At 63.6% G+C, this 25,991-nt stretch carries 27 protein-coding genes and 1 pseudogene; 13 read left to right on the top strand and 15 right to left on the bottom strand.

The features are described from left to right. Positions 1-84 precede the first annotated feature (84 nt). The gene (locus tag AC0L2C_RS12005) at positions 85-372 is read left to right on the top strand and encodes a DUF3175 domain-containing protein (protein WP_023798654.1); all 288 of its coding nucleotides are present in this window, start codon (positions 85-87) and stop codon (positions 370-372) included. A gap of 525 nt (positions 373-897) precedes the next feature. Here AC0L2C_RS12005 and AC0L2C_RS12000 read toward each other — a convergent pair. Together AC0L2C_RS12000 and AC0L2C_RS11995 are read right to left on the bottom strand one after the other, a co-directional pair. Beyond that, positions 898-1,674 carry a FadR/GntR family transcriptional regulator gene (locus AC0L2C_RS12000; protein WP_473523435.1) on the bottom strand — a complete coding sequence of 259 codons (777 nt, stop codon included), beginning with the start codon at positions 1,672-1,674 and terminating at the stop codon, positions 898-900. 102 nt (positions 1,675-1,776) lie between these two features. Continuing rightward, entirely contained in the window at positions 1,777-2,673 is an 897-nt protein-coding gene (locus AC0L2C_RS11995; protein ID WP_128247721.1) for an NAD-dependent epimerase/dehydratase family protein, read from the bottom strand. 153 nt (positions 2,674-2,826) lie between these two features. Between AC0L2C_RS11995 and AC0L2C_RS11990 the strand changes: the two genes are divergently transcribed. Continuing rightward, positions 2,827-3,765: an NAD(P)-dependent oxidoreductase gene (locus tag AC0L2C_RS11990; RefSeq protein WP_473523434.1), complete on the top strand. Its 939-nt coding sequence runs from the start codon at positions 2,827-2,829 to the stop codon at positions 3,763-3,765. A gap of 174 nt (positions 3,766-3,939) precedes the next feature. Here the strand turns inward: AC0L2C_RS11990 and AC0L2C_RS11985 are convergent. From AC0L2C_RS11985 to AC0L2C_RS11965, 5 genes and pseudogenes are all read right to left on the bottom strand, one after another. Continuing rightward, positions 3,940-4,089: pseudogene (locus AC0L2C_RS11985) on the bottom strand (FadR/GntR family transcriptional regulator); the annotation flags it as partial. A 471-nt stretch (positions 4,090-4,560) separates the two neighbouring features. Beyond that, complete coding sequence (locus AC0L2C_RS11980; RefSeq protein ID WP_473523433.1) at positions 4,561-4,866, bottom strand: hypothetical protein; 306 nt, start codon at positions 4,864-4,866, stop codon at positions 4,561-4,563. Positions 4,867-4,987: 121 nt separating this feature from the next. Beyond that, complete coding sequence (locus tag AC0L2C_RS11975; RefSeq protein ID WP_473523432.1) at positions 4,988-5,296, bottom strand: EthD family reductase; 309 nt, start codon at positions 5,294-5,296, stop codon at positions 4,988-4,990. 182 nt (positions 5,297-5,478) lie between these two features. Further along, entirely contained in the window at positions 5,479-6,312 is an 834-nt protein-coding gene (locus AC0L2C_RS11970) for a FadR/GntR family transcriptional regulator (RefSeq protein ID WP_473493724.1), read from the bottom strand. Between the two features lie 134 nt (positions 6,313-6,446). Then, the gene (locus AC0L2C_RS11965; protein WP_473493725.1) at positions 6,447-7,436 is read right to left on the bottom strand and encodes a sugar-binding protein; all 990 of its coding nucleotides are present in this window, start codon (positions 7,434-7,436) and stop codon (positions 6,447-6,449) included. A gap of 426 nt (positions 7,437-7,862) precedes the next feature. Between AC0L2C_RS11965 and AC0L2C_RS11960 the strand changes: the two genes are divergently transcribed. The 11 genes from AC0L2C_RS11960 (at position 7,863) to AC0L2C_RS11910 (ending at position 17,910) form a co-directional block, all read left to right on the top strand. After that, complete coding sequence (locus AC0L2C_RS11960; RefSeq protein ID WP_027154335.1) at positions 7,863-8,603, top strand: ATP-binding cassette domain-containing protein; 741 nt, start codon at positions 7,863-7,865, stop codon at positions 8,601-8,603. Between the two features lie 40 nt (positions 8,604-8,643). After that, positions 8,644-9,642, top strand: coding sequence for an ABC transporter permease (locus tag AC0L2C_RS11955; protein WP_287241007.1), 999 nt, complete (start codon positions 8,644-8,646; stop codon positions 9,640-9,642). A gap of 174 nt (positions 9,643-9,816) precedes the next feature. Further along, a complete protein-coding gene (locus AC0L2C_RS11950; protein WP_287326326.1) occupies positions 9,817-10,644 on the top strand; it encodes an AraC family transcriptional regulator in 828 nt (275 codons plus the stop codon). Between the two features lie 155 nt (positions 10,645-10,799). Further along, on the top strand, positions 10,800-11,243 hold the full coding sequence (locus tag AC0L2C_RS11945) for an SRPBCC family protein (RefSeq protein ID WP_473523431.1): 444 nt from the start codon (positions 10,800-10,802) through the stop codon (positions 11,241-11,243). 30 nt (positions 11,244-11,273) lie between these two features. Further along, positions 11,274-12,068 (top strand): FAD binding domain-containing protein, encoded by a 795-nt coding sequence (locus AC0L2C_RS11940; RefSeq protein ID WP_473523430.1) that lies wholly within the window; start codon positions 11,274-11,276, stop codon positions 12,066-12,068. Positions 12,069-12,116: 48 nt separating this feature from the next. Further along, the gene (locus AC0L2C_RS11935) at positions 12,117-12,599 is read left to right on the top strand and encodes a (2Fe-2S)-binding protein (RefSeq protein WP_027154340.1); all 483 of its coding nucleotides are present in this window, start codon (positions 12,117-12,119) and stop codon (positions 12,597-12,599) included. 14 nt (positions 12,600-12,613) lie between these two features. After that, entirely contained in the window at positions 12,614-13,981 is a 1,368-nt protein-coding gene (locus AC0L2C_RS11930) for a xanthine dehydrogenase family protein molybdopterin-binding subunit (protein WP_473523429.1), read from the top strand. A gap of 1 nt (position 13,982) precedes the next feature. Further along, positions 13,983-14,987, top strand: coding sequence for a xanthine dehydrogenase family protein molybdopterin-binding subunit (locus AC0L2C_RS11925; RefSeq protein WP_473523428.1), 1,005 nt, complete (start codon positions 13,983-13,985; stop codon positions 14,985-14,987). A gap of 9 nt (positions 14,988-14,996) precedes the next feature. Then, positions 14,997-15,893: an AAA family ATPase gene (locus AC0L2C_RS11920; protein ID WP_473523427.1), complete on the top strand. Its 897-nt coding sequence runs from the start codon at positions 14,997-14,999 to the stop codon at positions 15,891-15,893. Positions 15,894-15,946: 53 nt separating this feature from the next. Beyond that, positions 15,947-17,023 (top strand): vWA domain-containing protein, encoded by a 1,077-nt coding sequence (locus AC0L2C_RS11915; protein WP_473523488.1) that lies wholly within the window; start codon positions 15,947-15,949, stop codon positions 17,021-17,023. Then, complete coding sequence (locus tag AC0L2C_RS11910) at positions 17,023-17,910, top strand: amidohydrolase family protein (protein WP_473523487.1); 888 nt, start codon at positions 17,023-17,025, stop codon at positions 17,908-17,910. Before AC0L2C_RS11915 ends, AC0L2C_RS11910 begins: the two co-directional genes overlap by 1 nt. A gap of 38 nt (positions 17,911-17,948) precedes the next feature. On the opposite strand, the gene AC0L2C_RS11905 is transcribed toward AC0L2C_RS11910, so the two are convergent. The 8 genes from AC0L2C_RS11905 to AC0L2C_RS11870 all read right to left on the bottom strand — a co-directional run bounded on the left by AC0L2C_RS11905 (position 17,949) and on the right by AC0L2C_RS11870 (position 25,988). Further along, complete coding sequence (locus AC0L2C_RS11905; RefSeq protein ID WP_473523426.1) at positions 17,949-19,385, bottom strand: DHA2 family efflux MFS transporter permease subunit; 1,437 nt, start codon at positions 19,383-19,385, stop codon at positions 17,949-17,951. Positions 19,386-19,625: 240 nt separating this feature from the next. Beyond that, complete coding sequence (locus tag AC0L2C_RS11900; protein WP_473523425.1) at positions 19,626-20,426, bottom strand: 3-methyl-2-oxobutanoate hydroxymethyltransferase; 801 nt, start codon at positions 20,424-20,426, stop codon at positions 19,626-19,628. 38 nt (positions 20,427-20,464) lie between these two features. Next, entirely contained in the window at positions 20,465-20,779 is a 315-nt protein-coding gene (locus tag AC0L2C_RS11895; RefSeq protein ID WP_023798633.1) for a MocE family 2Fe-2S type ferredoxin, read from the bottom strand. A gap of 44 nt (positions 20,780-20,823) precedes the next feature. Further along, positions 20,824-21,912 carry a fatty acid desaturase family protein gene (locus tag AC0L2C_RS11890; RefSeq protein ID WP_473523424.1) on the bottom strand — a complete coding sequence of 363 codons (1,089 nt, stop codon included), beginning with the start codon at positions 21,910-21,912 and terminating at the stop codon, positions 20,824-20,826. Positions 21,913-22,003: 91 nt separating this feature from the next. Continuing rightward, a complete protein-coding gene (locus AC0L2C_RS11885) occupies positions 22,004-23,185 on the bottom strand; it encodes an aldose 1-epimerase family protein (protein WP_473523423.1) in 1,182 nt (393 codons plus the stop codon). 16 nt (positions 23,186-23,201) lie between these two features. Then, the gene (locus tag AC0L2C_RS11880) at positions 23,202-23,984 is read right to left on the bottom strand and encodes an ATP-binding cassette domain-containing protein (RefSeq protein WP_473480040.1); all 783 of its coding nucleotides are present in this window, start codon (positions 23,982-23,984) and stop codon (positions 23,202-23,204) included. After that, entirely contained in the window at positions 23,981-24,985 is a 1,005-nt protein-coding gene (locus AC0L2C_RS11875) for an ABC transporter permease (RefSeq protein ID WP_473523422.1), read from the bottom strand. Before AC0L2C_RS11875 ends, AC0L2C_RS11880 begins: the two co-directional genes overlap by 4 nt. 61 nt (positions 24,986-25,046) lie before the next feature. Continuing rightward, complete coding sequence (locus AC0L2C_RS11870) at positions 25,047-25,988, bottom strand: sugar ABC transporter substrate-binding protein (protein ID WP_473523421.1); 942 nt, start codon at positions 25,986-25,988, stop codon at positions 25,047-25,049. Positions 25,989-25,991: the final 3 nt, after the last annotated feature.

Raw genomic sequence — 25,991 nt, 5'->3', positions numbered from 1 at the left:
TGGCTCCAGGGATTTGAGCTGCAGTGGAACGGTGGCCGCCGTCCCGGAGTTTTTCATCAAACTTAGCAATGGAAGGAGCTTGTCATGACCGCGAAAAGGAAATGGTCGGCCGAGGTCACCGAGCACAGCGATGCGCTGGACCTCGAGGACCATATCTTCGAATCCCACGACCCCAAGAAGATCGCAGCCTCGTTGAAGCGATCGGCCGAGCACAGCGACCGGCGCAAGGCCGAGCCGTTCCAGTCCGCCATGTCGATGCTGAATTTTTACATCAACCGCGCCGGCACGAACCTGCCGGCCAAGCAGAAGAAAGTGCTGGAGGACGCCAAGGACGAACTGCGCGCCGCGTTTGGGCGCCCGAGAGAACACTGAGCAAGGAGCGAAGCGACGCGGCGCAGACCCTGGGAGCCATTCCGTGACAGCCGCCGAAGAATGCAACGGCTCAGAATAAAAGCGCTCTGTAGCGATCCTTCGCGCCCCCCTCTGTCATGCCCTCTTTGCCAAGACTCGACATCTCCCCCACTTGGGGGAGATCGGCAGCTTCGCGGACAGCGTCCGCAAGGTTGGTGATTGGCGAAATCAGTGATGAAGCCAATCTCCCTCCTTGTGGGGGAGATGTCCGGCAGGACAGAGGGGGCGCTGTCCCTCCCGCGATCAAAGGTCCTGCACCGCAGCAGTGCTCCAAGGTAACGGCATGGATCCTGGGGTCTGCGCGGCGTCGCTTCGCTCCTTGCTTCGCCCCAGGATGACGAAGGCATGGGACCCTGCGGCTAATCTCAAATCTTGGAGATTGGCGGCTGTGGCCCGGCGGCGATCGCGAACGGGGAGATTGCGAACGGCGAAATTGCGGGCGGTGGAGAAAGAAGATGAAGCGCTGCAGTGGTCCGCCGCGCTTTATCAGCGCGATTTGATGACGCCGTCGGTGTTGGCCAACAGCTTGCGCACCGCGTTGCGTGCCGCATCCGGCCGCTGCAGGCGGATGTTCCTTTCGATCGCCTCGTGCAGTTTCTGCGCGTGCTGCAGATCGTCCAGTTCCCGCGTCGTATAGGCAAACAGATGATCGAACGCCGATTCGATCAGCACGCCGAGCGGCACCAGGAGGTCGTTGCCGGAGGCGCGCAGGATCGCCAGGTGAAACCGCGTGTCGGCGCGAGTGCGCTCCTGCAGCGTCGCCGCCGCGCCCATCTCCCGGCAGGCCCGGCTGATCTCGGCCATCTGCTCGTCTGTGCGCCGCATCGCGGCAAAGGCGGTCGCTTCCGGCTCGATGATGTGGCGGAACTCCTGCACCGTCTTCAGGAACACCTCGCGGTCGGGCGAGGTCGCGTACCAGGCCAGCACGTCGCGGTCGAGCAGGTTCCAGCGCTCTTTCGGCTCGACCCAGCTGCCGATCTTTGGACGCGACGCCAAAAGGCTCTTGGCCATCAGCATTTTGATCGCTTCGCGCACCGCCGAGCGGCTGACGTCGAAAGTCTCGGACCATTTGGCCTCATTGGGCAGGATGGTTCCCGGCGGATAGTCGCCGCGCACGATCCTGAGACCGATTTCGTTGGCCAGCGACGCATGCACGCTCGCCCCAGGCATGCGCGCCGTATCGGCACGGCGAACGACAGCCGGGCGCTCGGCCGAAGCCGCCCTGGCCGGTGTTTTTCCCTTATTCGGCTTGCCGTCCCGCATGCGTTCACAAAGTCCGGATTGCGAAAGCTGTCAAGCACCGGAACAGCCTCGGGCGGCAAAGCCTGCTTCTGTGCACAGATCAGCCGGGATGCATCGGCCTCGTCATGCCGTCCTGACGTATTTCCGCCAGCTGTGTTCCGGGCGGAAGCCGAGCATATCCCGCGCCTTGCGGTTCGAGAGCAGCGTCTCGTATTCGCCGAGTTCAACGTTGACCGGCACGCCGGGATAGAACCGCTTCAAGAGTTCGGCCGTCGGCAGGTCGGAGGAGGTGTCGTCATTGGCGGCGTTGAACACCTGATAGCCGAGCCCGTCCTTCTCGATGGCGCGCAGCGTGATCTGGCCGAGGTCGCGCGCGTCGATATAGCTCCAGGCGATCCGCTTGCGGAAACCTGGATCGGCGAACCATTTCGGGAACAGCGAATATTCATGCGGCTCGATGACGTTACCGATGCGCAAGGCGTAGATGTCGATGCCGCTGCGCAGCGCGAAGGCGCGCGCCGTCTTCTCGTTGACGATCTTCGACAGCGCATAGCTGTCCATTGGATCGACGTCATAGTCCTCGTCGAGCGGGAAATGTGTCGGGTCGCGCGGCTCGTTGGCAAAAACCAGCCCATAGGTCGTCTCGCTGGAGGCGATCACCACCTTGCGGATGCCGAGTTTCACCGCCGCCTCGATGACATTGTAGGTGCCGAGCGCGTTGATGCGGAACACCTCGTTGTCGGGCGTGATCATGATGCGCGGGATCGCCGCGAAGTGCACCACGGCATCGACCGGCTGCGCGCGCAGCGACGGGTCGAATTCATGCAGGCCCATATAGCTCGACAGCGCATTGAACACCTGCCCGCTGTCGGTGATATCGGTGATCAGGGTGCGCACCTTGGGATTGTCGAGCGGCTTGGTGTCGATGTTGAGCACCTGGCAGCCCTGCTCGACCAGATACTGCACGACATGGCGCCCTGCCTTGCCGCTGCCGCCGGTGAACATGATCCGCTTCGTCATTTTGCTCTCCACATTCCCTGGAATTCAGGTGTATTGTCAGACAATATCGAACTCTGCAATCGTCCGCCAACCGCTTTGGGCAAAACCCGCTTCAACAATTCGCCTGCCGAAGTGCGGCGCCGTCATCGAGACCGCAACACAGGATTACACGACATGAACACCACCGCCGCGAGCGAAAAGATCGGCTTCATCGGCCTTGGCCTGATGGGACACGGGATCGCCAAGAACATCGTCGACAAGGGCTATTCCCTGACGTTTCTCGGCCGCAAGAACCGCGCACCGGCGCAAGACCTGCTCGACCGCGGTGCGAAGGAAGCCGCGACCTCGCGCGACGTGGCAGTTGCATCCGATATCGTCTTTATCTGCGTCACCGGCTCGCGCGAGGTCGAGGCCATCATCCGCGGGCCGGGCGGCCTCAAGGAGGGCCTGAACAAGGGTTCGGTGGTCGTTGATTGCTCGACCTCCGACCCGACCTCGACGGTGGCGCTTGCCGCCGAACTCAAGGGGCTCGGCGTCGACTATGTCGATGCCCCGCTCAGCCGCACGCCGAAGGAGGCCTGGGAAGGCACGCTCGACGCCATGGTCGGTGCATCCGACGCGGTCTTTGCCCGGCTGAAGCCAGTGCTCGACACCTGGGCCGGACGCATCGTCCATATCGGTGACACCGGCGACGGCCACCGCATGAAGTTGCTCAACAATTTCATCTCGCTGGGCTATGCGGCGATCTATTCCGAGGCGCTGGCGCTGGCCGAAAAGGTCGGCATCTCGCCGCCGCGCTTCGACAGCGTCATCCGCAACGGCCGCATGGATTGCGGCTTCTACCAGACTTTTATGCGCTGGACGCTTGAAGGCGACCGTGACGCGCACAAATTCACCATCGCCAACGCCTTCAAGGACCTCACCTATCTCGAATCGATGGCCGGTGCCGCCGGCATCGCCAACCCGCTCGGCAATGCCACCAAGAACGCCTTCGCCGGCGCATTCGCCGCTGGGCCCGCCGATCAATATGTGCCGATGCTGGCGACACATATCGGCAAGGTCAACGGCGTCGATTTGACGCCGACGAAGGATGGGAAAAAACAGACGATTTGAGGCGATCGGCTCGCTGTATCTGATCAAAGTTGGCGCTGCCCCTCATCCGGCTGCCGCCACCTTCTCCCCGTGGAAACGGGGAGAAGGGACAAGCTCCAGCGCTGGCGTCCCCCCTCCCCGTTCTTCACGGGGAGAGGGTAAGGGTGAGGGGCAGCGCCGACTCTGCGGTATAAATCACCGCCGCGATCGCCCGACAACCTCGTCAGTACTGGCGAGCAGCCTGTGCACGGCACTCCTTGCAGCCGCCGGACGCCGGAGACGGATGTTCTCGATTGCCTCATGCAGCGCCTGCGCCCGAGGCTGGTCGCTGGTTTCGCGCGTGACGATGGCTGCAACCTGCACCCATATCAGTCGTCGACAATAACGATGCAGACTACCTCTTTTTGAGGAGTTCCCCGAACGCCGTCTCACTGTCATCGTTCGAGGAGAAGATGCGGGAATAAACAAGAATTTTGAGGCGACCCATGACGCGAGAGCGTGAACCTACGCTTGACGATCTCCTGAGCGAGCCGATCATCCTGACGGTCATGGCAATCTACGGTCATACTGCAGATGACATCCGACATCTAATACACCAAGTGGGCGCTCGGAAAACGCCGTCAATGCTTCAGAAGCCCTCTTCGATGGCTCACGCGCCCCAGCGGATTTCCAGTCCCGCCTTGACGGCCACTTGATGGCGGATCGGTTGGTGACAGTGGCTTTTCCACGGGACGTCGTTGAGAACCGCGATCCGTGTCAATCGGCGTTTAGGCGTGACATCCGCCGACAGCAGATCGCCCAGGAAACGCAAACAGGTCAGGTTTCTCTATCCCAGACCCAGTCCGCCGGCAGCGGGCGAAAGCCATCGCCCTCCTTCACGACATGGCCGACGCCCGGGAACGGATAGTGGTAGCCAGTAACGAGAAGCCGATCGTGAGTCGCGCGGTCCAGCAGGGATTTGCGCGTCTTGACGCCGAGTTCGCGATCATGGTCCCAAATCATCTGACAATCCGGGTGATCGAACGCGAAATGGATATTGGCGAGGGCATCGCCTGCGACCAACATCGTAACGCCGCCCGACGCCACTAACACCGACATATGCCCGGGTGTGTGGCCCGCCATGAGTTGCCGTTCGTCCAGGGCGGCGCGAATGAATGGTCATGGCGCAACTGAGCCCATGACGAACAGCGGAACGACAACCGAAATTCGGTTGAAACTTTGCTGGGGTCGGATTGTGCGAGGTTCAGACTTCCCTAGTCTCAAAGAGCATTAGCTCCACTCCGCCATCTGCAAAATTGCCAAGATCAGCCGCCGTGGCCCGACCCTCGGAGGACGCTAAGGCCGCTTGAATATCCGCAACGGAATCGAAGTAGAGCGTAGCAACAAGATAATAGCCTGAGGCCCCACCCGGCGAATGGACGCCGCCATCGCTGATTTCGTATTTCCTCAAGCCGGGAATGGCTTTGGCCAGAGGAATGTGGGTCGAAACATAGTAACGGTCGAAGGCGGCCACGTCTTTCGGAGTCTTGTAGAGTGCGACAAGTCTGGCCATGCTCCCCCTTTCAACCGACACTCACCGCCAGCTTTGCGCAAAAGGATACTCCTCAGCAAGAGTGCTGGCAAATGGGTTCGTTCCTCGCTCTGAGGAGGTCAACGAAGCATATGGGGTTTCAGGCCCGACGTGAGTCTTCCAAGTCGCCGCTCCCTGGCCGTTCAGAGCGATTGCGTTTGACCTTACCGCCGCGACCGCCCGATAACCTCGTCGGTGTTGGCGAGCAGTCGGTGCACCGCGGTGCGGGCTGCCGCCGGCCGCCGGAGGCGGATGTTCTTCTCGATCGCCTCATGCAGCGCCTGCGCCCGAGGCTGGTCGCTGGTTTCGCGCGTGACGAAAACAAAGAGATGATCGAGCGCCGATTCGATCAGCACGCCGAGCGGCACCAGCAGGTCGTTGCCCGAGGCGCGCAGGATAGCCAGGTGAAAACGCGTGTCGGCGCGGGTGCGCTCCGGTAGCGTCGCCGCCTCGCCCATCTCCCGGCAGGCCTGGCTGATCTCGGCCATCTGCTCGTCGCTGCGCCGGATCGCCGCAAAAGCGCTGGCTTCCGGCTCGATGATGTGACGGAATTCCTGGACAGTGCGCAGGAACATTTCGCGATCGGGCGCTGTCGCATACCAAGCGAGCACGTCGCGATCGAGCAGGTTCCAGCGCTCTTTCGGCTCGACCCAGCTGCCGATCTTGGGGCGTGAGGCCAGCAGGCTCTTGGCCATCAGCATTTTTATCGCTTCGCGCACCGCCGAGCGGCTGACGTCGAAAGTCTCGGACCATTTGGCCTCGTTGGGAAGGATGGTTCCCGGCGGATAGTCGCCGCGCACGATCCTGAGGCCGATCTCGTTGGCCAGCGACGCATGCACGCTCGATCCGGGGATCAGCGCCGCGTCGGTCCGGCGGGCGCCGGCCGGGCGGGCGACCGGCGGCTTGACCTTGGCCCGTGCCTTGACCTTGGCCCGTGCCTTGACCGTAGCCCGTCCCTTGACCGTGATAAGTCGCTTTTTCGATCTGGCGTCCGACATCCATGTTCCCCGGCACAGGCTGAACTAAAGGCGCGGCAAAGCAGGAGCGGTTCGCCCCAGCCACGTCACCTCGTAGATTTTCGTGAACCGGCGTGACGGGGCGCCCGTCGAGCGGACGCCCCGAAAATGCGAACCTACTTCTGGATGCAGGTATCGACCGTATCCTTGGTGCACTCGTCGAGACCGGTGAAGACCGGATCGGCAACGGGCTTGCCTTCGACAAGGTCGATCATCACCGAGGGCGCCTTGTAGCCCATCTCGAACGGCCGCTGGCCGACCAATGCGGTCACCAGGCCCTCCTTGGCAATGGCCACTTCCTCGCCGATCGTATCGGCGGCGCCGATGACGAACTCGTTCTTGGCGATCTTGTCGGCCATCGGCTTGAACAGGTCGCGATAGGGCTGCGGCGCACCGAACAGCGGCCAGCCGCCCATGATGCCGAAGGCGTCGAGATCGGGATTTGCGGCGAGGATATCGGTCATTGCCTGCACGCCCTTGGCACCGTCGTCATTGGTGAACACCGGGCAGCCGGCGACCTCGGTCCAGCCGCCCTCGCCGGCGAGCGCCGGGAGATCCTTCTGGCCTGTAAGCGCGTCACGCATGCCCTGGGCGCGGCGCAGGATGTTGTCGGCCGCGGGATTGCCCTGGATGGTGCAGATCTTGCCACCGTCGGGCTTGGCCTTCTTGATGTACTCGCCGATCTTGTAGCCCATCAGGTAGTTGTCGGTGCCGAGATAGGTCTTGCGCAGCGCCGCATCTTCCTTGCTGAGGTCGGCGTCGAGCGTCATGATCGGGATCGACGGATTGGCGCTCTTGATCGTCTGCGCGATCAGCGGTGCGTTGGACGGCGAAATCGCCATCGCCACCGTGTCCGGCTTGCTCAGCATGTCCTGGACGATCTGGGCTTCGCCGGCTTCGTCCGAGGTCGATGCCGGACCGGTGTAGAAGCACTCATACTCCGAGTCGGCGTTTTCCTTGTTCCATTTCTGGCAACCCTGGTTGATGGCCTCGAAGAACGGATTATCGAGCCCCTTGACCACGATGACGAGCTGTTTCTTGGCCAAAGCCGGCCCGGCGCCCAGCGCCAGCATGGCGACGGCAGCGAGCAATAGTGACTTCCTCATTTCAGTCCTCCCTTGAAACAGACGGACACGGCGTGCCCGCCACACAGACCAGCCCGGATGCGCGATGACAGAGGTTCGTTTCGCGAGCGCTCGTGTCGTCAAGCCGGGCCGATAAGAATTTCCAGATGCGGTTGCAGACCAGCGCGATGTGGACGCTGCCAGATCCTCGACCGATAAACCTCCGCCTGCTCAGCCCCGGCGAACCGGGGCAGGAGATCGGCATAATCTCCTCCGACGCCTAGCTAATATCGGCTTGCGACGGACGTCAATTGCTATTTGTCCTACAAAACGGATTTTTCGAAAGAAGCCGCTGTTGACGGCAAGGGGGCATATGCGTAAATGGGCGAAAGCGCGGTTCCCGGGAGGAGCTGGGAAGAGCGAGGCCGCGGCAGGATCGCAGGCCGAAAGCACGGAGGAAGCAGACTGGTGCCGGTTCTCGAACTCGCCAACATCTCAAAACATTTCGGCGCCATCCAGGCCGTCAACGACGTTTCGCTGTCGATCGAGGCCGGACAGGTGGTCGGGCTGATGGGCGACAACGGCGCCGGCAAGTCGACGCTGGTCAAGATGATCGCCGGCAATTTCCGCCCGAGCCATGGCACGATGCAGATGGACGGCAAGGAGCTGATCCTGCACAAGCCGGTGGAGGCGCGCCAGCACGGCATCGAGATCGTCCATCAGGATCTGGCGTTGTGCAACAATCTGACGGCCGCCGCCAATGTCTATCTCGGCCGCGAGCTGCGCCGCGGCGTCGGGCCGTTTCGCATCCTCGACTACGCCGCGATGTACAAGCGCGCCGGCCAGATCTTTGCCGTGCTGAAATCCGAAACCCGCCCGCGCGATCTGGTCAAGCAGATGTCGGGCGGCCAGCGCCAGGCGGTGGCGATCGCCCGCACCATGCTTTCGCAGGCCAAGATCGTGCTGATGGACGAGCCGACGGCGGCGATCTCGGTCCGGCAGGTCGCCGAGGTGCTGAACCTGATCCGCCATCTGCGCGACCAGGGCATTGCCGTCGTGCTGATCAGCCACCGCATGCCCGACGTCTTTGACGTTGCCGACCGCGTCATCGTCATGCGGCGCGGCCGCAAGGTCGCCGACAAGACGATCGCGTCGAGTTCGCCCGAGGAAGTCACCGGGCTCATCACCGGCGCCATCGAACAGGTTTGATGCCAGCCGGTTTCACCACGCAAGCAGATAAAGGTCGACGATGGCAGTAACTCTTGACCAGACAATCGCGCAGAAACAGCACACTTTGCTGACCAGGGTGTTTGCCAGCCAGACCTTCTGGGTGGTGATCGCAGTCATCCTCGCCTGCCTGTTCCTGTCCGTCGCCACCGATTCCTTCGCCACGACGAAGAACCTCTACAACATCACCCGCAACATCACCTTCGTCGCCATCGTCGCGCTCGGCATGACCTTCGTCATCATCACCGGCGGCATCGACCTGTCGGTCGGCTCGGTGCTTTGCCTGTGTTCGATGGTGCTCGCCGTGACCATGCATGCCGGCTACGGCATCGAGGTCGGCATTGCCGCTGCGATCGCGACGGCGCTGATCATCGGCGCCTTCAACGGCGTCCTGATCGCCTATCTCGGGTTTCCGCCCTTCGTGGTGACGCTCGGCATGCTGTCGATCGCGCGCAGCCTCGCCATGGTCGCCTCCAACAACACCGTCGTCTTCCAGTTCGGGCCCGACCACGACAAGCTTCTGGCGCTGGGCGGCGGCGCCTTTGTGTTCGGCATCGCCAATCCGGTGCTCTACATGATCGTGCTGGCGCTGATCACCGGCTTCGTCCTGCGCTGGACGAAATTCGGCCGGCACATCTTCGCCATCGGTGGCAACGAGCATGCGGCGACGCTGACCGGCGTACCGGTGCGCCAGATCAAGGTCGCGGTCTACATGATCTCGGCGCTGGCAGCAGGCCTCGCCGGCATCATCCAGACCGGCTGGCTGGGCGCCGTCACCACCAATCTCGGCAACGGCATGGAGCTTCAGGTCATCGCCGCCACCGTCATCGGCGGCGCCAACCTGGCCGGCGGCATGGGCACGGCCTTTGGCGCCGTCGTCGGCGCGGCGCTGATCGAAGTGATCCGCAACAGCCTTGGCCTGCTCGGCATCAATGCCTTCTGGCAGGGGGTGTTCATCGGCGGCGCCATTCTGATGGCGGTCCTGTTCGACCGGCTCCGCAATTTCCGGCGCAACGAGTAGGCCGCGGTCACGCGCGCAATTCGTTGTCGTTGCTATCGCTCAGTCTGAAAATCGGCCGGCGCGCCGCGTGGCGTGCGCCAGGCGCGCACATGCGCCTTGACGCGGACCCGGACTGAGCAGCACTATCCCGATTGCAGGCGAAGGGAGGCCAGTCGCCTGCGGGAGGATATACCCATGACGGAAGCGATCAGGCTCTACTGGGGCCGGTTCGGACATGTTTCTGTCCTGAACGTCGCCAGCGACTTCGTCACCCATGCCCATGTCGAGGCGCATATCATCATCTGGCTGGAAGGCACGGCCGGCGAGATGACCATCGGCCGCGAGACGGTGCGGCTTGGGCCCGGCACCGCCGCCGGCATCAATTCCTTCCAGCCGCACAGCCACGCTTTGTCCCGCGACGGCCGGCCCGGCCTGTTCCTCGCCTTCTACATCGATCCGGACTGGGCGCGCCGGCGCCGCGACCTGCGGTCGACCGCGCCGCTGTTTTCGGCACCGGCGATCACGCTGGAGCCGTGGCTGCACAAGGCGGCAGCCAATCTTCTCGACCATCTCAGCGACAATGAGAGCATCGACGACATCGCCAATTACGAGATCGAGCGCTTCATCGACAGCGTGCTCGACGCCGCCGACGCCTCGGCGCCACAAGTGGCGCGCGCCCGCGTCCACACCGTGCAGGATTTTCGTGTCCGCAAGGCGATCCAGCTGATGAAGGCCAATGTCTGCGAACGCATCTGCTTCGACGAGGTAGCGCGCAGCGTCGGCCTGTCGCGGCCGCATTTCTTCGCGCTGTTCAAGGAGCAGACCAATCTGACGCCCAATGTCTACTGGAACACGCTGCGCATGGAGGAAGCGGTGCGGCAGTTGCAGTGGTCGCAGGAACCGTTGATCTCGGTCGCCTGCAATCTCGGCTTCACCACGCAGGGCAATTTCTCGCGATTCTTCCGCGACCATGTCGGCGTTCCGCCGACACTCTATCGCGAGGCAGCGCGGGCCATTTCCTGAGCCATTTTCAGACTGCCCCTTTTTTTTCAGGCTGCCGTTTTTTCAGATTGCCGGTTTTTTTCAGACTTATTGATAGGCGCTCAAGACGCATTGATAAGTGCTGCCGGGCTCGCCGCCCTACCCTCGCGACACAGCTATTGCAAGGGAATGATCATATGGCGAAAGTCACCGTCTCCAGCGTCATCGACGCACCGGTCGAAAAGGTCTGGGCGCGCATACGCGATTTCAATGGGCTGCCGAGCTGGCACCCTCGCATGGTCGAGAGCCATATCGAGGACGGCAAGGACACCAGCGCAATCGGCTGCGTGCGCAATTTCCAGCTCGCCAGCGGCGCTCGCATCCGCGAGAAGCTGCTCGACTTCTCCGACGACAATTTCCTCGTCAGCTACTCCATCCTGGAGACGCCGCAACCGCTGACCAACCACAAGGCGACGCTGCAGCTGCGCCGGGTGACCGATGGCAACCGCACCTATGCCGAATGGACCGCAAGCTTCGACGCGGCTCCCGAGGAAGCTGACAAGCTGGCCGAAGGCATGGGCGCCAACGTCTTCCAGGGCGGCTTTAACGCCCTTAAGACCCAGTTCGCCGGCCAGGGTTGAGCTGAATGGGCTCACAAAAAGGAGCGTTCCATGGCGCTTGCACTGCAGACTTTCTCGACGGTCAAGGACGCCAGTGCGGCGCTGAAAGCCGCCGGCACCCGCTATCTCGGCGGCGGCACGCTGGTCGTGCGCGCCGCCAATGAAGGCGACGTTTCGGTCTCCGGCCTCATCAGGTCGACCGAACCGGCGCTGTCGGCCATCACTGTTTCCGGCAGGGAGGTCCGCATCGGCGCTTCGGTGACCATGGCGGCGATCGCCCGTCACCCGGATCTGTCTTCCCTTGCCCGCGCGGCGCGCGCCGTCGGCGGCCCGGCGATCCGCAACATGGCGACCATCGGCGGCAATCTCTTTGCCCCGGCGCCCTATGGCGATTTCATCGTCGCGCTGCTGGCACTGGGCGCAACCGTCGGCACCGATGACGGCGAGGTGCCGATCGAAACCTTCCTGGCAAAACGCGAAGACAATCACGCCATCGTCACTTCGGTCGGCTTCAGCTTGCCACTGGAAGGCGGCTTTCGCTTCCTGAAAATATCGAGGGTCAAGCCGAAGGGCGTCTCGGTGCTGAGCATCGCCGCCGTGCTGGAACGAGCGCCGGACGGAACCGTGTCATCGGCGCACATCGCGCTTGGCTGCATGGCCGACCGGCCGATGCGCGCCAAGGCGGCGGAGAAGGCGCTGCTCGGCAGGAAACTCACGAGCGACGGCATCGCGCCGGCGCTGGCCGTCGCGAACGACGGCACCTCGCCGATTACCGATCCGATCGCCAGTGCCTGGTATCGCAACGAAGTCCTGCCGGTCCATCTCGGCCGGCTTTTGCTCGCCTGAAAGCCGATGGCGCGCATCTCCGCCTGGCTGCGGCGCAAGGAGTAAAAAATGGCAAAGATCCCGGTTCAGTTCACGCTCAACGGTGCGGAGAAGGCCGAATTCATCGACAGCGGCACGACGCTGCTCAATGCGCTGCGCGACAAGATCGGCGACACCTCGCCAAAGGGCGGCTGCCATCAGGGCACATGTGGCGCCTGCTCGGTGATCATCGACGGCGAGTTGCGGCTGTCCTGCCTGACGCTGGCCGAAACCTGCAACGGCGCGGCGATCACCACGACGTCAGGGCTTTCGCAAGGCGGCGTGCTGCATCCCTTGCAGCGCGCCTTCCTCGACGCCTTCGCCACCCAATGCGGCTTCTGCACGCCGGGCATGCTCATGGCCGCCAAGGTGCTGCTCGATCACACGCCGGACCCCAGCCGCGACGAGGTGGTCGAGGCGCTGTCGGGCAATATCTGCCGCTGCACCGGCTACGAGCCGATCATCCAGGCGGTGCTGACCGCCGCGCGGTCCAATTCGCAGAACGCAGCTTGAGGGGAGTCGAAAACATGGAACTCCGCAAGAGCTACTTCGCCGACCAGCGCAAGGACGATCTGCACGAGATCGGCCAGCCACGGCCGCGCTCCGATTCGCCCGGTCATGTCACCGGCAAGACCGCCTATTTCGCCGACCGCAATTTTCCAGGCATGCTGCATCTGAAGATGGTGCGCAGCCCGCATCATCACGCCCGCATCCGCAGCATCGACACTTCAGAGGCGCAGATGCATCCGGGCGTGGTGAAAATCCTGACCGCCAAGGACGTGCCGCACAATGTCTACACCATCCTGATCCTGATCCAGATCGGTCCGGAGGACGAGACGGTGCTGGCCGACGGCAAGGTGCGCTGGAAAGGCGAAGCCGTGGTGGCGGTGCTGGCCGAGACTGAGCGTGCCGCCCAGGAAGCGGCGGCCAAGGTCAAGGTCGACTACGAGGTGCTGCCGGCCGTTTTCGACATGGAAGAAGCGCTGAAGCCCGGCGCGCCTGTTGTCAACGAATATCACGGCCGGAATTATTACCTCTATGACAGCGGCGAATGCCGCAAGGTGCGCTTCGGCGATGTCGAGGCCGGTTTCGCCGGCGCCGATCTCGTGCTCGAGCAAACCTATCAATCGTCGCCGATCGAGCACGCGCCGACCGAGACGACCGGCTGCATCGTCGCGCCGGAGGGCAACGACCGCTTCACCTGCTACACCAACACGCAGGCCATGTTCTTCACCCTCGACAACGCCTCGATCATCCTGCAGATGCCCGGCAACAGACTGCATTTCGTCGGCGGCACCGTCGGCGGCGGCTTTGGCGGCAAGGTCGACGTCATCGTCGAGCCGATCGCCATCCTCGGCGCCAAGCTGACCGCGCGGCCGGTCTCGTTCATCTACAGCCGCGAGGAGGAGATGCAGATTTCCTCGCCGCGCGCCGCCGAAAAAGTCGTCATCAAGGACGGCGTCATGAAGGACGGCCGTATCGTCGCCAGAAAAGTCACCGGTTACACCGATGCCGGCGCCTATTCGCGCCATTCGCCCTATGGCGCGCAGAAGGGCGCCGGCCACTATCCCGGCCCTTACACCATCCCGAATGTCTGGATCGACACCTACTGCGTCTACACCAACCGCACCCCCTCCTCCGCCATGCGCGGCTTCGGCGTCACCATCGGCGATTTCGCGCTTGAGGTGCAGATGGACAAGCTCGCCCGGCTGATCGGCATGGACCCGCTCGAGTTCCGCTTCATCAATGCCTACCGCGACGGCGACATCAAGGCGCACCGCCAGCCGACCGAGGGCGCGGCTCTGATCGAGTGCATGCAGGAAGCCTCGCGCGCCGCCAACTGGCCGGTGGCGGACAAATTCATGGCGATGTCGTCCTACGCGAAGGGAGCTTGAAATGGCGATCAGGCGCGGGCGCGGCGTCGCCGCGATCAACTATCCGACAGGCATGAACCTCGGCGGCGATCCAACCCAGGCGCTGGTCCATTCGACGCCGACCGGCAATTTCATGGTGACGCTGTCGAGCGTCGATCTCGGCCAGGGCATGAAGCAGATCATGGCGCAGATCTGTGCCGAGACGATCGGCGTGCCGACCGACCGCGTCGTCGTCGACACCGCCGACACCGACACCGGCCCGCACTGCATGGGCACCTTCGCCTCGCGCGGCACCCACCGCGCCGGCAACGCCGTCATCCAGGCGGCCGGGGAAGCCCGCCAGGTGATGCTGGAAGTGGCGGCAGAGGAACTGGAAGTGAACGCCTCGGACCTCGAGACCGACGGCCAGGGCAACATCCTGGTAAAGGGCGCGCCGCAAAGATCGATCTCGATCTTCGATGTCGCGCTGTCGGCGCATTTCAAACGCGGCCGCTCGATTTCCGGCCGCGGCATGTTTTTGATCCCGCGCTCATATCCGGAGAAAGAAACCGGCGCGATGAAACCGTCGACCTGCTACGCGCATGCCTGCAGCGTGGCCGAGGTCGAGGTCGACGACGAAACCGGCGAGGTCACCGTGCTGACGGTGAAGAACGTCTTTGAGATCGGCCGCGCGCTGAACCCGAAAATGGTCGAGCAGCAGCTCGTCGGCGGCTCGTGGATGGGCATCAGCCACGCGCTCTACGAGACGACGGAACCCTATTACCCCGACCGCGATCACGGCGGCACCGACTTCAACCAGTATCTGATGCCGGGACCAGGCGATCTTGCGCTAACCGAGATCATCGTGCTGGAGAGGCCCTCGGCCGACGGGCCGTACGGCGCCAAGGGGCCGGGCGAAATGTGCGCCAACCCGCAAATTCCGGCGGTCGCCAATGCGGTCTTCGACGCCGTCGGCGTGCGCATCGACACGCTGCCGATCACGCCGGAACGCATCCTGCGGGCGCTGAAGGCGCAAGCCTCGAACTGAGTGCTGGAAATGCCCAAAAGAAGCGCCCGGACTGGAAGCGCCGACACTGTCGTGATCTCGCCGGAGGCGGTGGCATCGCGCCTCGCCGCCTCGCGCTATCTGGCCGATGAAAGCCTGGCCACCGCCATTTTCCTGGCGATCCGGCTGGGCAAGCCGCTGCTGCTCGAAGGGGCGCCGGGCGTCGGCAAGACCGAAGCGGCCAAGGCGATAGCCGAACTGCTCGGGCGCGACCTGGTGCGGCTGCAATGCTACGAAGGCATCGACGCCGCACACGCGCTATACGAATGGAACTACCAGCGCCAGTTGCTCGCCATCCGCCATGCCGGCGAGCATGAGGTCGACATCTATGACGACCGCTTTTTGATCGCGCGGCCGCTGCTGCAGGTGCTGAAGGCGCCGGAAAAGCGCGTGCTGCTGGTCGACGAGATCGACCGTTCCGACCATGAGTTCGAAGCGCTGCTGCTGGAATTCCTGTCCGACTTCCAGATCAGCATTCCCGAGCGCGGCACCATCCGCGCCAAAGCGCAGCCGATCGTCGTCCTGACCTCGAACCGCACCCGCGAACTGGCGGAGGCGCTGCGGCGGCGCTGCGTCTACCACTGGATCACCTATCCCGACGCCGAGCGCGAGGCCGAAATCATCATGCTGCGCGCCGGCGACGTCGCCAACGCCACGGCGCGCGCCGTGGCATCTGCCGTGCGCGACATCCGCGCCCGCCCGCTGGCCAAGCCGCCGGGCATCGCCGAAGCGGTCGAATGGGCCAACGCCGCGACGATCCTCGAAAAGGGCGGCAGCCCGTGGCCGGAAGCGTTCCGCCGCGCCATCGGCGTGCTGATCAAGGACGAGGAGGACCTGTCCTACATCGCCCCCGAGCTTGGCCGGATCGTCGAGGAGGCATTGGCGTGAGCCCCGCGGCCCTATCCCGGGCGGCTGCACCCTTGCTCGGCTTTGGCCGGCTGCTGCGCCGCTACGGCTTTCCGGTTGCGCCCGAGCAGGTGTCAGGCTTCATGCAGGCGGTGACGCTGCTCGGGCCCCGCTCGATGGCCGACATCCACGAGGCGGCGCTTGCCACGTTGGCGCCGCCGCCCGACCGCCGCGACGAATTCGAGGCGCATTTCCAAAGCCATTTCTACGGCAACACGGCTGCCCTCGTCGAGGGCGAGGCCAACGAGGAAACCCGCATCAAGGACGACGGCGGCGCCAGCGACGAGGACAACGAGGTGGCGCGTCAAGCGGAAGGCGGCGCGCTGTCGTCCGGCGCCGAACAGTTGAGCGCCCGCGACTTCCAGCGCGTCGGCGACGGGCTTGCCGCTTTCCGCCGCAAGCTCGCTACCGCGTTGCCCGCCCGCCGCTCCTTCCGAACCGTGCGCACGCACGCACGCGGCAAGCTCGATCTGCGCCGCTCGCTGCGCGAAATCGTCAGTGCCGACGGCGATATTCCGTCGCCGCTGCTGCGCCGCCGGCAGACCGTGTCGCGCAAGCTTTTGCTGCTGATCGACGTGTCCGGCTCGATGAAGCTCTACACATCGGACTATCTCAAGCTGGCGCATGCGGCGGTGCAAGGCGCGGACCGGGCTGAAATTTTCACCTTCGGCACGCGGCTGACCCGCATCACCACGGCGCTGCGTATTCGCGACCGCGACCAGGCGCTCGCCCGCGTGGCAGCATTGGTCGACGACTGGGATGGCGGCACCCGCATGGGACCGACGCTGCTCGCCTTCCTGTCGGTGCCGCGGTTCTCCTCACTTGCGCGCGGGGCGGCGGTGGTCATCCTGTCGGATGCCCTGGAGCGCGGCGACCATGCCGAGCTTGAAATGGCGATGCGCCGGCTGAGCGCCCGCGCCTTCCGCCTGTCGCTGGCGACGCCGCTGGCCGGCGATCCGCGTTTCCGGCCGGCGACGGCAGCACTTCGCGCCATCCTGCCGGTGCTCGACGATCTGGTCGACGGTTCTTCGATCGCCGGTCTCACCGATTTCATCCTGTCGCTCGCCCGCCCCGCTCCGGCGGCTGCAGCAATCTGGAAAAGGGTTTCATGATGAAAAAGGCGATCGACGCGCATTTCCATATCTGGCGCCAGGAGGATCAGCCCTGGCTGCGCGGGCCGATGGTGCCGCGCATCTTCGGTCCCTACGAGCCGATCCGACGCGACTACCCGATCGAGGAATTCCTCGCCGACCAGCAAGGCTCTGATGTCGAGAAGGCGGTCTATGTCCAGACCAACTGGGCCAAGGAGGATTTCGAGACAGAAGTCGCCTTCCTGCAGACGACGGCTGACGAAACCGGTTGGCCGCACGCCATCGTCGGCTATGCCGACATGACGGTGGACGATGTACGCCATCAGATCGACCGACTGATCAAGTACCCCCTGCTGCGCGGCGTGCGCATGCAATTGCACTGGCACGAAACGCCGGCCTTCCGCTTTGCCGCGTCCGCCGATCAGGTCGTCGACCCGAAGGTGCGGGCCAATGTGGCGCGGCTGAAGGACTATGGCCTGTCCTTCGACCTGCAGCTTTTCCCGGCCCAGATGAAGGACGGGCTGACGCTTGTCGGCGAAAATCCCGAGACCAACTTCATCCTCACCCATGCCGGCATGCTGACCGACATGTCGGAGGAAACCACGCAAGCCTGGAAAGCCGGCCTGCGCTCGCTTTCAGCAGCGCCAAACCTCTACGCCAAGCTGTCCGGCCTCGGCACCTTCGTCCACCGCAACGACCCGGCGCTGATCGCCTACATCGTCGACAACGCAATCGACATCCTCGGCAGCGACCGTCTGATGTTCGGCTCCAACTTCCCGATCGAAAAGCTGTGGACCAGCCACGCCGAACTGATCAAGAAGCACCGGGAGGCGGTGGCCAAGCATGGTGCGGCGGCAGAGGCGGACATTTTTTGGAACACAGCGGAGAAGGTATATCGGCCGGTGTGACGCGCTGCCCCCCTTCCAAACACCCTTGTGGGAGAAGGTCACGCCCGATGGCTCGAAACCTCGGCGCCGGCGGCCCGCGGCAGCGCCAGGAAGCGGAACGAGGCCACGAGCCCGATGGCGCCGATCGCCAGGAAGGCGAGGCGGAAGTCGACGAGGTCGGGCGCCACCCCGGCCCTGGCGATCTGCGACAGGTTGAGCAGCGCCGCGGCGACCGCCACGCCGAACAGCGTCGCCACCTGCTGCAGCATGCTGGACAGCGTCGCCGCCGAACTGCGCTGCGCCGAAGCGATATCGGCGAAGGCCAGCGTGTTGAGCGCGGTGAACTGCATCGACCGCGTCAGTCCGGCAATCAGCATCAGCGCCACCACCAGCGCTTGCGGTGTCTGCGGCGATATCGCCGCGCAGGCCATGATCGACAGCGATGCGATCACGCCGTTGACGACCAGCACCGAACGGAAACCGAAGCGCTTCAGCGTCGGCGTCGTCACCGTCTTCATGCCGAGATTGCCGAGGAAATAAGCCAGGATCAGCATGCCGGCATCGACGGGTCTCAGGCCGAACCCGACCTGGAACAGCAGCGGCAGCAGGAACGGCGTGGCGTTGATGGAGACCCGGAAAATGGTGCCGGCCGACAGCGTCGATATGGCGAAAGTCTGCACCTTGAATGCCGCAAGGTCGAGCAGCGGATTTTTGGCGCGCGCCAGGTGCCGCACGGCCAGCCAGCCGATCGGGACGCCGGCGCCAAGCAGCGCCACGGTCGGCAAGGCGCCGTCTTGCGGATGGGCGATGCGTTCGAGGCCGTAGAGCATTGAGGCGAGCGCGGCCGAGGTCACAAGGAAGCCCGGCCAGTCGAGCGACCTGGTTTCGGAAGCGCGGTCGCCGGGAATGAAGCGGGCGACCAGCGCCAGGCCGGCCGCGCCGAGCGGAATGTTGATGAAGAAATTCCAGTGCCAGGAAAGATAGGTGGTGATGAATCCGCCAAGCACCGGCCCGATCACCGGCGCAAACAGCGCCGGCCATGTGATCAGCGCGGTGGCGTTGAGAAGCTCGGACTTCGAGGCGTTGCGCAGCACCAGGATGCGGCCGACCGGTGTCATCAGCGCACTGCCCAGGCCCTGCACGGCACGCGCGGCGACGAACTGGGTCAGGTTCTGCGAGATGCCGCAGGCGATCGAGGCCAGCGTGAACAGGGCGATCGCCACGAGGAAGATGTTGCGCGCGCCGAAGCGGTCGGCGAGCCAGCCGGACAGCGGCACGAACACCGCCATGGTCAGCATGTAGACGGTGATGCCGATGCTCATCGCCACTGCCGGCACGCCGAAGGATTCTCCCATCTGCGGCAGCGATGTCGAGATGATCGTCGAATCCAGAAGCTGCATGAAGAAGGCGACGGCGACGATCAGCGCCACGCGCCGCGCCTGCCGCGCCGCCGTCGCGGTTTCGGGCAAGGCTTTGTTTTCGGGAATGGCGGTCATGCGCAGAACTGTACGAAAGGTTTCCCGCGCCACTGGGACCAGGCGATTGTCCGGCAAATCGATGACGCACCGGTTTGAACAGCATTTGGGCGGCGACGTCCAGACTTGGCCCAACAAACTTTTGTGTCGTATCGCGACCAGTCACGGCAGAGAAGGTATATCGGCCGGTGTAGCGAGCAGCGCCCTTTCCTTCTCCCCTTGTTGTGGGAGAAGGTCACAGCAGGTCCTGGCCGGAGCGTCTCATCCGGCGTCGATCTTCTCCATGAACTGACCGAGCTGATCCGGGTCCATATGCACCACATGCTTGTCTTCGGGATAGGCCAGGCTGTTGACGTCGGCGACATATTCGGAAAAAGCAGCGATGCGTTCCGCCTGCAGGCGGTCATATTCGGCGGCGAAATTGCGATAGACCTTGGAATGGCGCGGCACGTGGCCACGGTTCTGGCCAAGGATGTCGTCGGCGAACAGATATTGCGCGTCGCAGCCGGTGCCCGCCCCCATCGACAGCATGATCAGCGAGGTTCGCTCCGAAATCGCCTTGGCCACCTCGACCGGCACCACTTCGATCTCGGCGCCGATCGCGCCGGCCGCTTCGTATTGCTTGACTGCCTCGAAAATCTGCATGGCGCTGTCGGCGGTTTTGCCGACAGCCTTGAAGCCGCCGGTCCAGGTGGAGCGCGACGGAATCAGGCCGACATGGCCGATCACCGGGATATTGTCATCGGCCAGCCGTTTGACAGTGGCAAAGCCGGCGCTGCAATAGACCGCGTCGGCGCTCGCCTTGTAGAGCCGGAACGCCCAGCGGACGAAATCGTCGGCTGTGCCGATCTCGTAGAAATTGTCGCCCGGCATGGTGAACAGGCTGGGTGCGGCATCGCGGTATTGCGGATCGAGCACCAGTTCCGGCGGCACCGAGACGATGTCGACCCCGGCTCGTTCAGCGGCCTCGGCCTCGTCCATCGTCAGCACACGCAGCATGGTCAATTGCCGCTTGCCCTTCATGGCGCGCAGGTCTGCCACCGTCGGTCTTTTCCGGCTCATCGATTCTGGTCCCCTATGTTACGTGAATTGTAGGCCGGTCAGGCGATCTGGATCATCACCTTGCCAGCTTCGACCTTCACCGGATAGGTCTGCAGATTGACGCAGACCGGCGCGCCCTTGGCCTGGCCGGTCTTGTAATTGAAGCGGCCATTGTGCTTGGGGCATTCGATGATGTCGTCCATGACAAGCCCATCGGCCAGATGCGCCTTTTCATGTGTGCAAAAGCCGTCGGTGGCGAAGAATTCGTCATCCGGCGAACGGTAGATTGCGAAGCTGCGGCCGCCATGATCGAAGCGGATGACATCCTCTTCGTCGACATCGTCCACAGCGCATGCCTCGACCCAATCGGCCATCTCTATTTTCTCCCGAAATTTCGCCTTGCTGTGCGGCGTAGCGCCTATTCCGCTGCTGCCGACATATCCACTTCGTGGAACTCGCCACGATAGGGCCGTGCCGTCGGCGGCAGCTCGCGCTTGAGGAAATAGTCCTCGTATTTGAGCTGCCTGAGCAGGACCGGCCAAACCTCGCGATAGGCATGCCACATCGACGGGTTCGGCTCCGGCAGATCGTGTCTGATCAATTCGTGCAGCCTGGGCAGCGCGTGATAGGGCACCATCGGAAACATGTGATGCTCGACGTGGTAGTTCATGTTCCAGTAGATGAACCGGCTGATCGGGTTCATATACACGGTCCTGGAGTTGAGCCGGTGATCGACGACATTGTCGGCGAGGCCGATGTGCTGCAGCAGGCCGGTCAGCACCATATGCCAGGTGCCGTAGAGGCGCGGCCCGCCGATCAGCACCAGCGGTATCCACGACTGCATGAAAACCGCGAGCACGATTGTGGCGATGTAGATGGCGACATACCAGCGCGCGGCGATGACGGCCTTGTGCTGTTCCATCTCGGGCACGTAGCTTTTCTCGTCCGGCGCCAGCTTGCCGAACGCCTGGCGTGCCAGTGCCGGAAGCGAATAGCGAAAGTCGAGGATACCGGTGAAGGCGAGCGCCGCACGCAAAAGGTCCGGCGGGCGCATAACGGCGATCTCGGCATCGCGTCCGACGATGATCGTGTCGGTGTGATGCCTGGCATGGCTCCAGCGCCAGGTCACCGGGTTGCGCATCAGCATGAAGCTGGCAATCTGGTAGACGACATCATTCATCCAGCGCGTGCGGAAAGCCGTGCCGTGGCCGCATTCGTGCCAGCGCGAATCACTGGCCGAGGCATAGAGCACGCCATAGACGAAGAAGAACGGCACGCACCACCAGGTGCCCCAGAAGTAAACGCCGCCGGCGGCGGAGACCAGGATGGCGCCCAGCCAGATGGCCGTGTCGCGGATTGCCGGACCGTCGGAGCGTTGCATCAGCTCCTTCATCGTCTTGCGCGGCACATCGGTATGGTACCACTCCGCCGAGGCCAGCCCGGTCTCGATCGCAATCCGCGTGCTTTCGCCGACCAGGCTGTAATCGCGCTTCACCTTGCCAGCCATTGTGACCTCCAATTTCCGAACGGCCGCGAGCCCTCTCCACTCCGGCTAGGGCCAGCCTTCCGATTGGTGTTTCGCATCGCCTTCGCCATTGTCATGACCTGCCTCCGAGAACAGGAAAATGACCCGATGGCCGCGGATATTCCTCCCGCGGCTGCCTGGCAATCGCTGCGATCCGGCTCTCGGCGGCGGCGATCTCGCCGGCGCCGTCGAGAACCCGAAACACCGCTTCGTACGAACGGCTTTCGCCGTGCTGCAGCCAGATCATCTCGCCGCGTTCGCGCGCTGCCAGATTGCCCAGCACATGATGCGTCGACGGCTCGATGCCAAGCGCATAATGCCCGGCCTGGAAATTCTGCCACTCATAGGCGCAAGGTAACTGCTGCTTGCGGGTGACGACTTCGAGACCGAGGCCGAGACGGTCGTTGACCACCGCCACCGGCACGTCGCCGTTGGCGTCGGCGCCGAGTTCGTGCTGCCAGACCTGTTCAATGAAGCCCAGTTGGGGTGCCGGTGCCGTGCGGTAGCCGACCTTCTGCGCCTCATAGCGCTCGCCGGCATGGCCCGCCCAGACGACGTCGCGGATCGGCGCCAGGTAGCGCGAGCCCTCGTCGAGCACCGGATGGCTGACATTGATGTGATAAAAGTACATATGCGGCGTGCGGCTAAAACCGTGATTGACGACGCGGTCCGAAAGCCGGATCTCGTTGCCGCCGACATCGGCCTCGATTCGCCGCAGCAGATGCAGATCCTCGCCGAACACCGTCGACTGCTGGACGATGCCTTCCGCCCACAGCACGCAGCGGTCGCCGTCCCATGTCTCGCCATAGCCGGTCAATCGCGCCGGGATGGTGCTGACGCGGCCATGCAGCGAATGGCGCACCGTCTTCCTCGGCGGATAATTGTAGCTGTCGGCGGGTACCTCGTTCATGAACAATATATGGTCGAGGCCGCAGGTCAGCAGCAGGCCGGAAAACGACCGCGCCCAAGCCAGCCCCTCCTCGCCTTCATATTCGTGCAGACCGGGATGGCGAAAGCCGCTCGGCGAATGCCAGCCGATCGCCTGGCCCCTAAAATCGCAATCGGCGATGTCGAGCGCCCGGTCGACCAGCGCGGTGAAGCGCAGGCCGGAGCCGGTGCGGAATTCGAGCATGCGAACGCCGCGCTCCACCCCGTCGCCGAGCGTCATCAGCCGCACGCCGGCGAATTGCGACAGCATGCCGGACCGCTCCGAGACCTGCCGGCGCGAAAGCGTCTTGCCGTAAAGCTCTACCATGTGACGGCTAGTTCCTTCACTTCGCTCTCGTCTCCTTGAGCAGGGCCGACATGTCGGCGCCGGTGATGATGCTCTCCACCGTCAGCAGATCGGTATCGGCGACTGTCTGCTCGGCGACGATCTCGCCACGGCGCATGACGATGATGCGGTCGGCGACCTGGAAGACATGATGGATATTGTGGGTGATCAAAAGCACCGAATGGCCGGCGGCGCGCATCTCCTTGACGAAACGCAGCACACCGTGCGTTTCCTCGACGCCGAGATTGTTGGTCGGCTCGTCGAGGATGATGACCTTGGCGGCGAACTGCATGGCCCGCGAAATGGCGATCGACTGGCGCTCACCGCCCGACAATGTGCTGACCAGCGCATCGGCGTCGAGTTTTTTCGAGATGCCGACGCGCTTCAAAAGTGCCGCGGCGGCATCACGCAATTTGGCGAGGTCGAGCGGCGCGAACACGCCCAGCCATTTCAGATTGACCGGCTCGCGACCGAGAAAGAGGTTGCGCGCGATGCTCAGGTCCGGCGCCAGCGAGGTATCCTGGTGGATCGTCTCGATGCCGAGATCCATGGCGTCGCGCGTCGAGCGGATCGAGACTTTTTGGCCGCGCACATAGATGTCGCCGCGGTCGACGGGAAAGACGCCGGAGATCGCCTTGATCAGCGTCGATTTGCCGGCGCCATTGTCGCCGAGCAAGGCCACCACTTCGCCCTCGTTGAGGGTGAAGGAGGCGCTCTTCAGCGCGCGAACGCTGCCGAAGGATTTTTGCAGATTGTGCAGCCGAAGCACTTCCATGGTCAGTTCCTGGCGGCGTTCTTCTGCAGCAAAGCGTGCAGGATGAGCATGGCAAGGATGACGACGCCGACGAAGATATTGTAGGCAAGCCCCGGCACACCAACCAGTACGATGCCGTTGCGGATGCTGCGCAGCATCAGCGCGCCGATGATGGTGCCCAGGATGGTGCCGCGCCCGCCGGTCAGCGCCGTGCCGCCAACCACCACCATGGCGATCACTTCGAGCTCGTATCCGGTGCCGGCTACCGGCGAGGCGGCCGAGATGCGGAACGCACTGATCATGCCGGCCAGACCCGCCAGCACTGAGGTCAGGATGAACAGCCAGACCTTGACCGCATCGGCCGGCACGCCGCGCGCAACCGCAGCGTTGCGGTTCGAACCGATGGCGCTGATCCAGTTGCCGAGCTTGGCGTAGTGCAGCACGTAGATCGCCAGCAGCGACAGGCCGATGAACCACCACAGCGAGGTATAGAAACGGAACGTTCCGATATTGAAGCTGCCGGCCAGCAGTGTCACGAAAAAGCCAGGCTGGTCCCAGGATTTCAGCGGAAAGCCTTGCGTGATGTAGAGTGCCGCCCCTCGCACGACGAGCAGCATCGACAGCGTCACCAGGAAGGAGGAGATACCGATCTTGGTGACGATCAGCCCGTTGATGGCGCCGATCGCCACGCACAGCAATAGCCCGGCAAGCAGCGCGATGCCGATATCGAACCCGCCGTTCTGCACCAAAAGCATGACGACGACCGGCGCAAGGCCGAACACGGCGCCGACCGAAAGGTCGAACTCGCCCGCCGTCAGAAGCAGCGTCATGCCGAGCGCGATGATGCCGAGTTCGGGCAGGAACGCCATCATGTTGGAGATGTTGAGCGGCGACAGGAAGTTCCCGTCGGCGATCGCGAACACCGCCAGCAGGACAATCAGGATGACGAGCGAAGAGAATTGCGGCGAGCGGATCAGGCTCGACCTGCGTTTGGAGCGCGGCATTTCCTGTTCTGCGGCGATAGTCATGACTGCTTGGACCATATCTCAGGGCGGCGCCCGCCGCCTGCGCAGCGGGCGTCAGTTTCAATCACTTGTCGTAGAGTTTCAGGATCGGTTCGACGCTCGATGCGTCGTAGAGGCTGAAAGTGTGGATATCGTAGCCGATCGGTTCGCCCGCGGCGGCAAGCCCGAGCAGCGCCACCGGCATGAAGCCCTGCGCCGACGGAAACTGCCAGGCGGCCGCGTTGACGAAGCCGGCCATGACGGCTTCGGCGGTCTCCCGGGAATTGCCCCAACCTACGACCGGGATCGTGCCGGCCGGCACGCCGGCGCCGTCAAACACCCGCTTGATGCTGGCCGCCACGGAATCGCCGAGCGCGATGATCGCAGGCGGATTGTTGGCGACCATGTAGTCGGTCATCTTGGCGATGATGCCGGCCGGATCGGTGCCGCAATCGACCACGTCGTATTTGATGCCGAGCGGATCGAAGACGCTGGCGATGCCTTCGGTCTCGAGCTGCTGATAGCTGGCGCCCGGCACTTCCACCGGCAGGAACACCTTGTCGCCTTGCTTCACCATCTTGTGGTCGACCAGATATTTCGCCCAGATGACGCCGGCTTGCCTGAGGTCGGCGCCGACATAGGCCTGCCGGCCGGTCGCTGGATCGTCGGTGTTGAAGAACACGATCGGGACGCCAGCCGCCTTGGCTGCCTTGACCTCCTCGTTCCATAGGCCGGGCTGCGCCGAGGTGGTGGCGATGCCGTCCGGCTTGGCGGCAAGTGCGGAGTTGAAGGCCTCCTTCTGCGCCGCCATGTCGCCGCCGCTGAACGAGATCTTGCAGGTCACCTTGAGCTGGTCGCAGGCCTTGGTCGCGCCTGCATTCCAGTCGATCCAGAAGGCGTCCGACGGGCCGCCATGCGACAGCAGGTAGAACGTCTTCTGAGCATCCTGCGCCAGCGCCGGTGCAGCCAGTGCAACACCGGCGAAAACGATCGCCGCAGCCGCGATTTTCGATACGAATCTCAACATTCT

It is taken from the genome of Mesorhizobium sp. WSM4845 (assembly GCF_055811455.1).
This window is presented reverse-complemented; position numbering and strand designations above follow the sequence as displayed.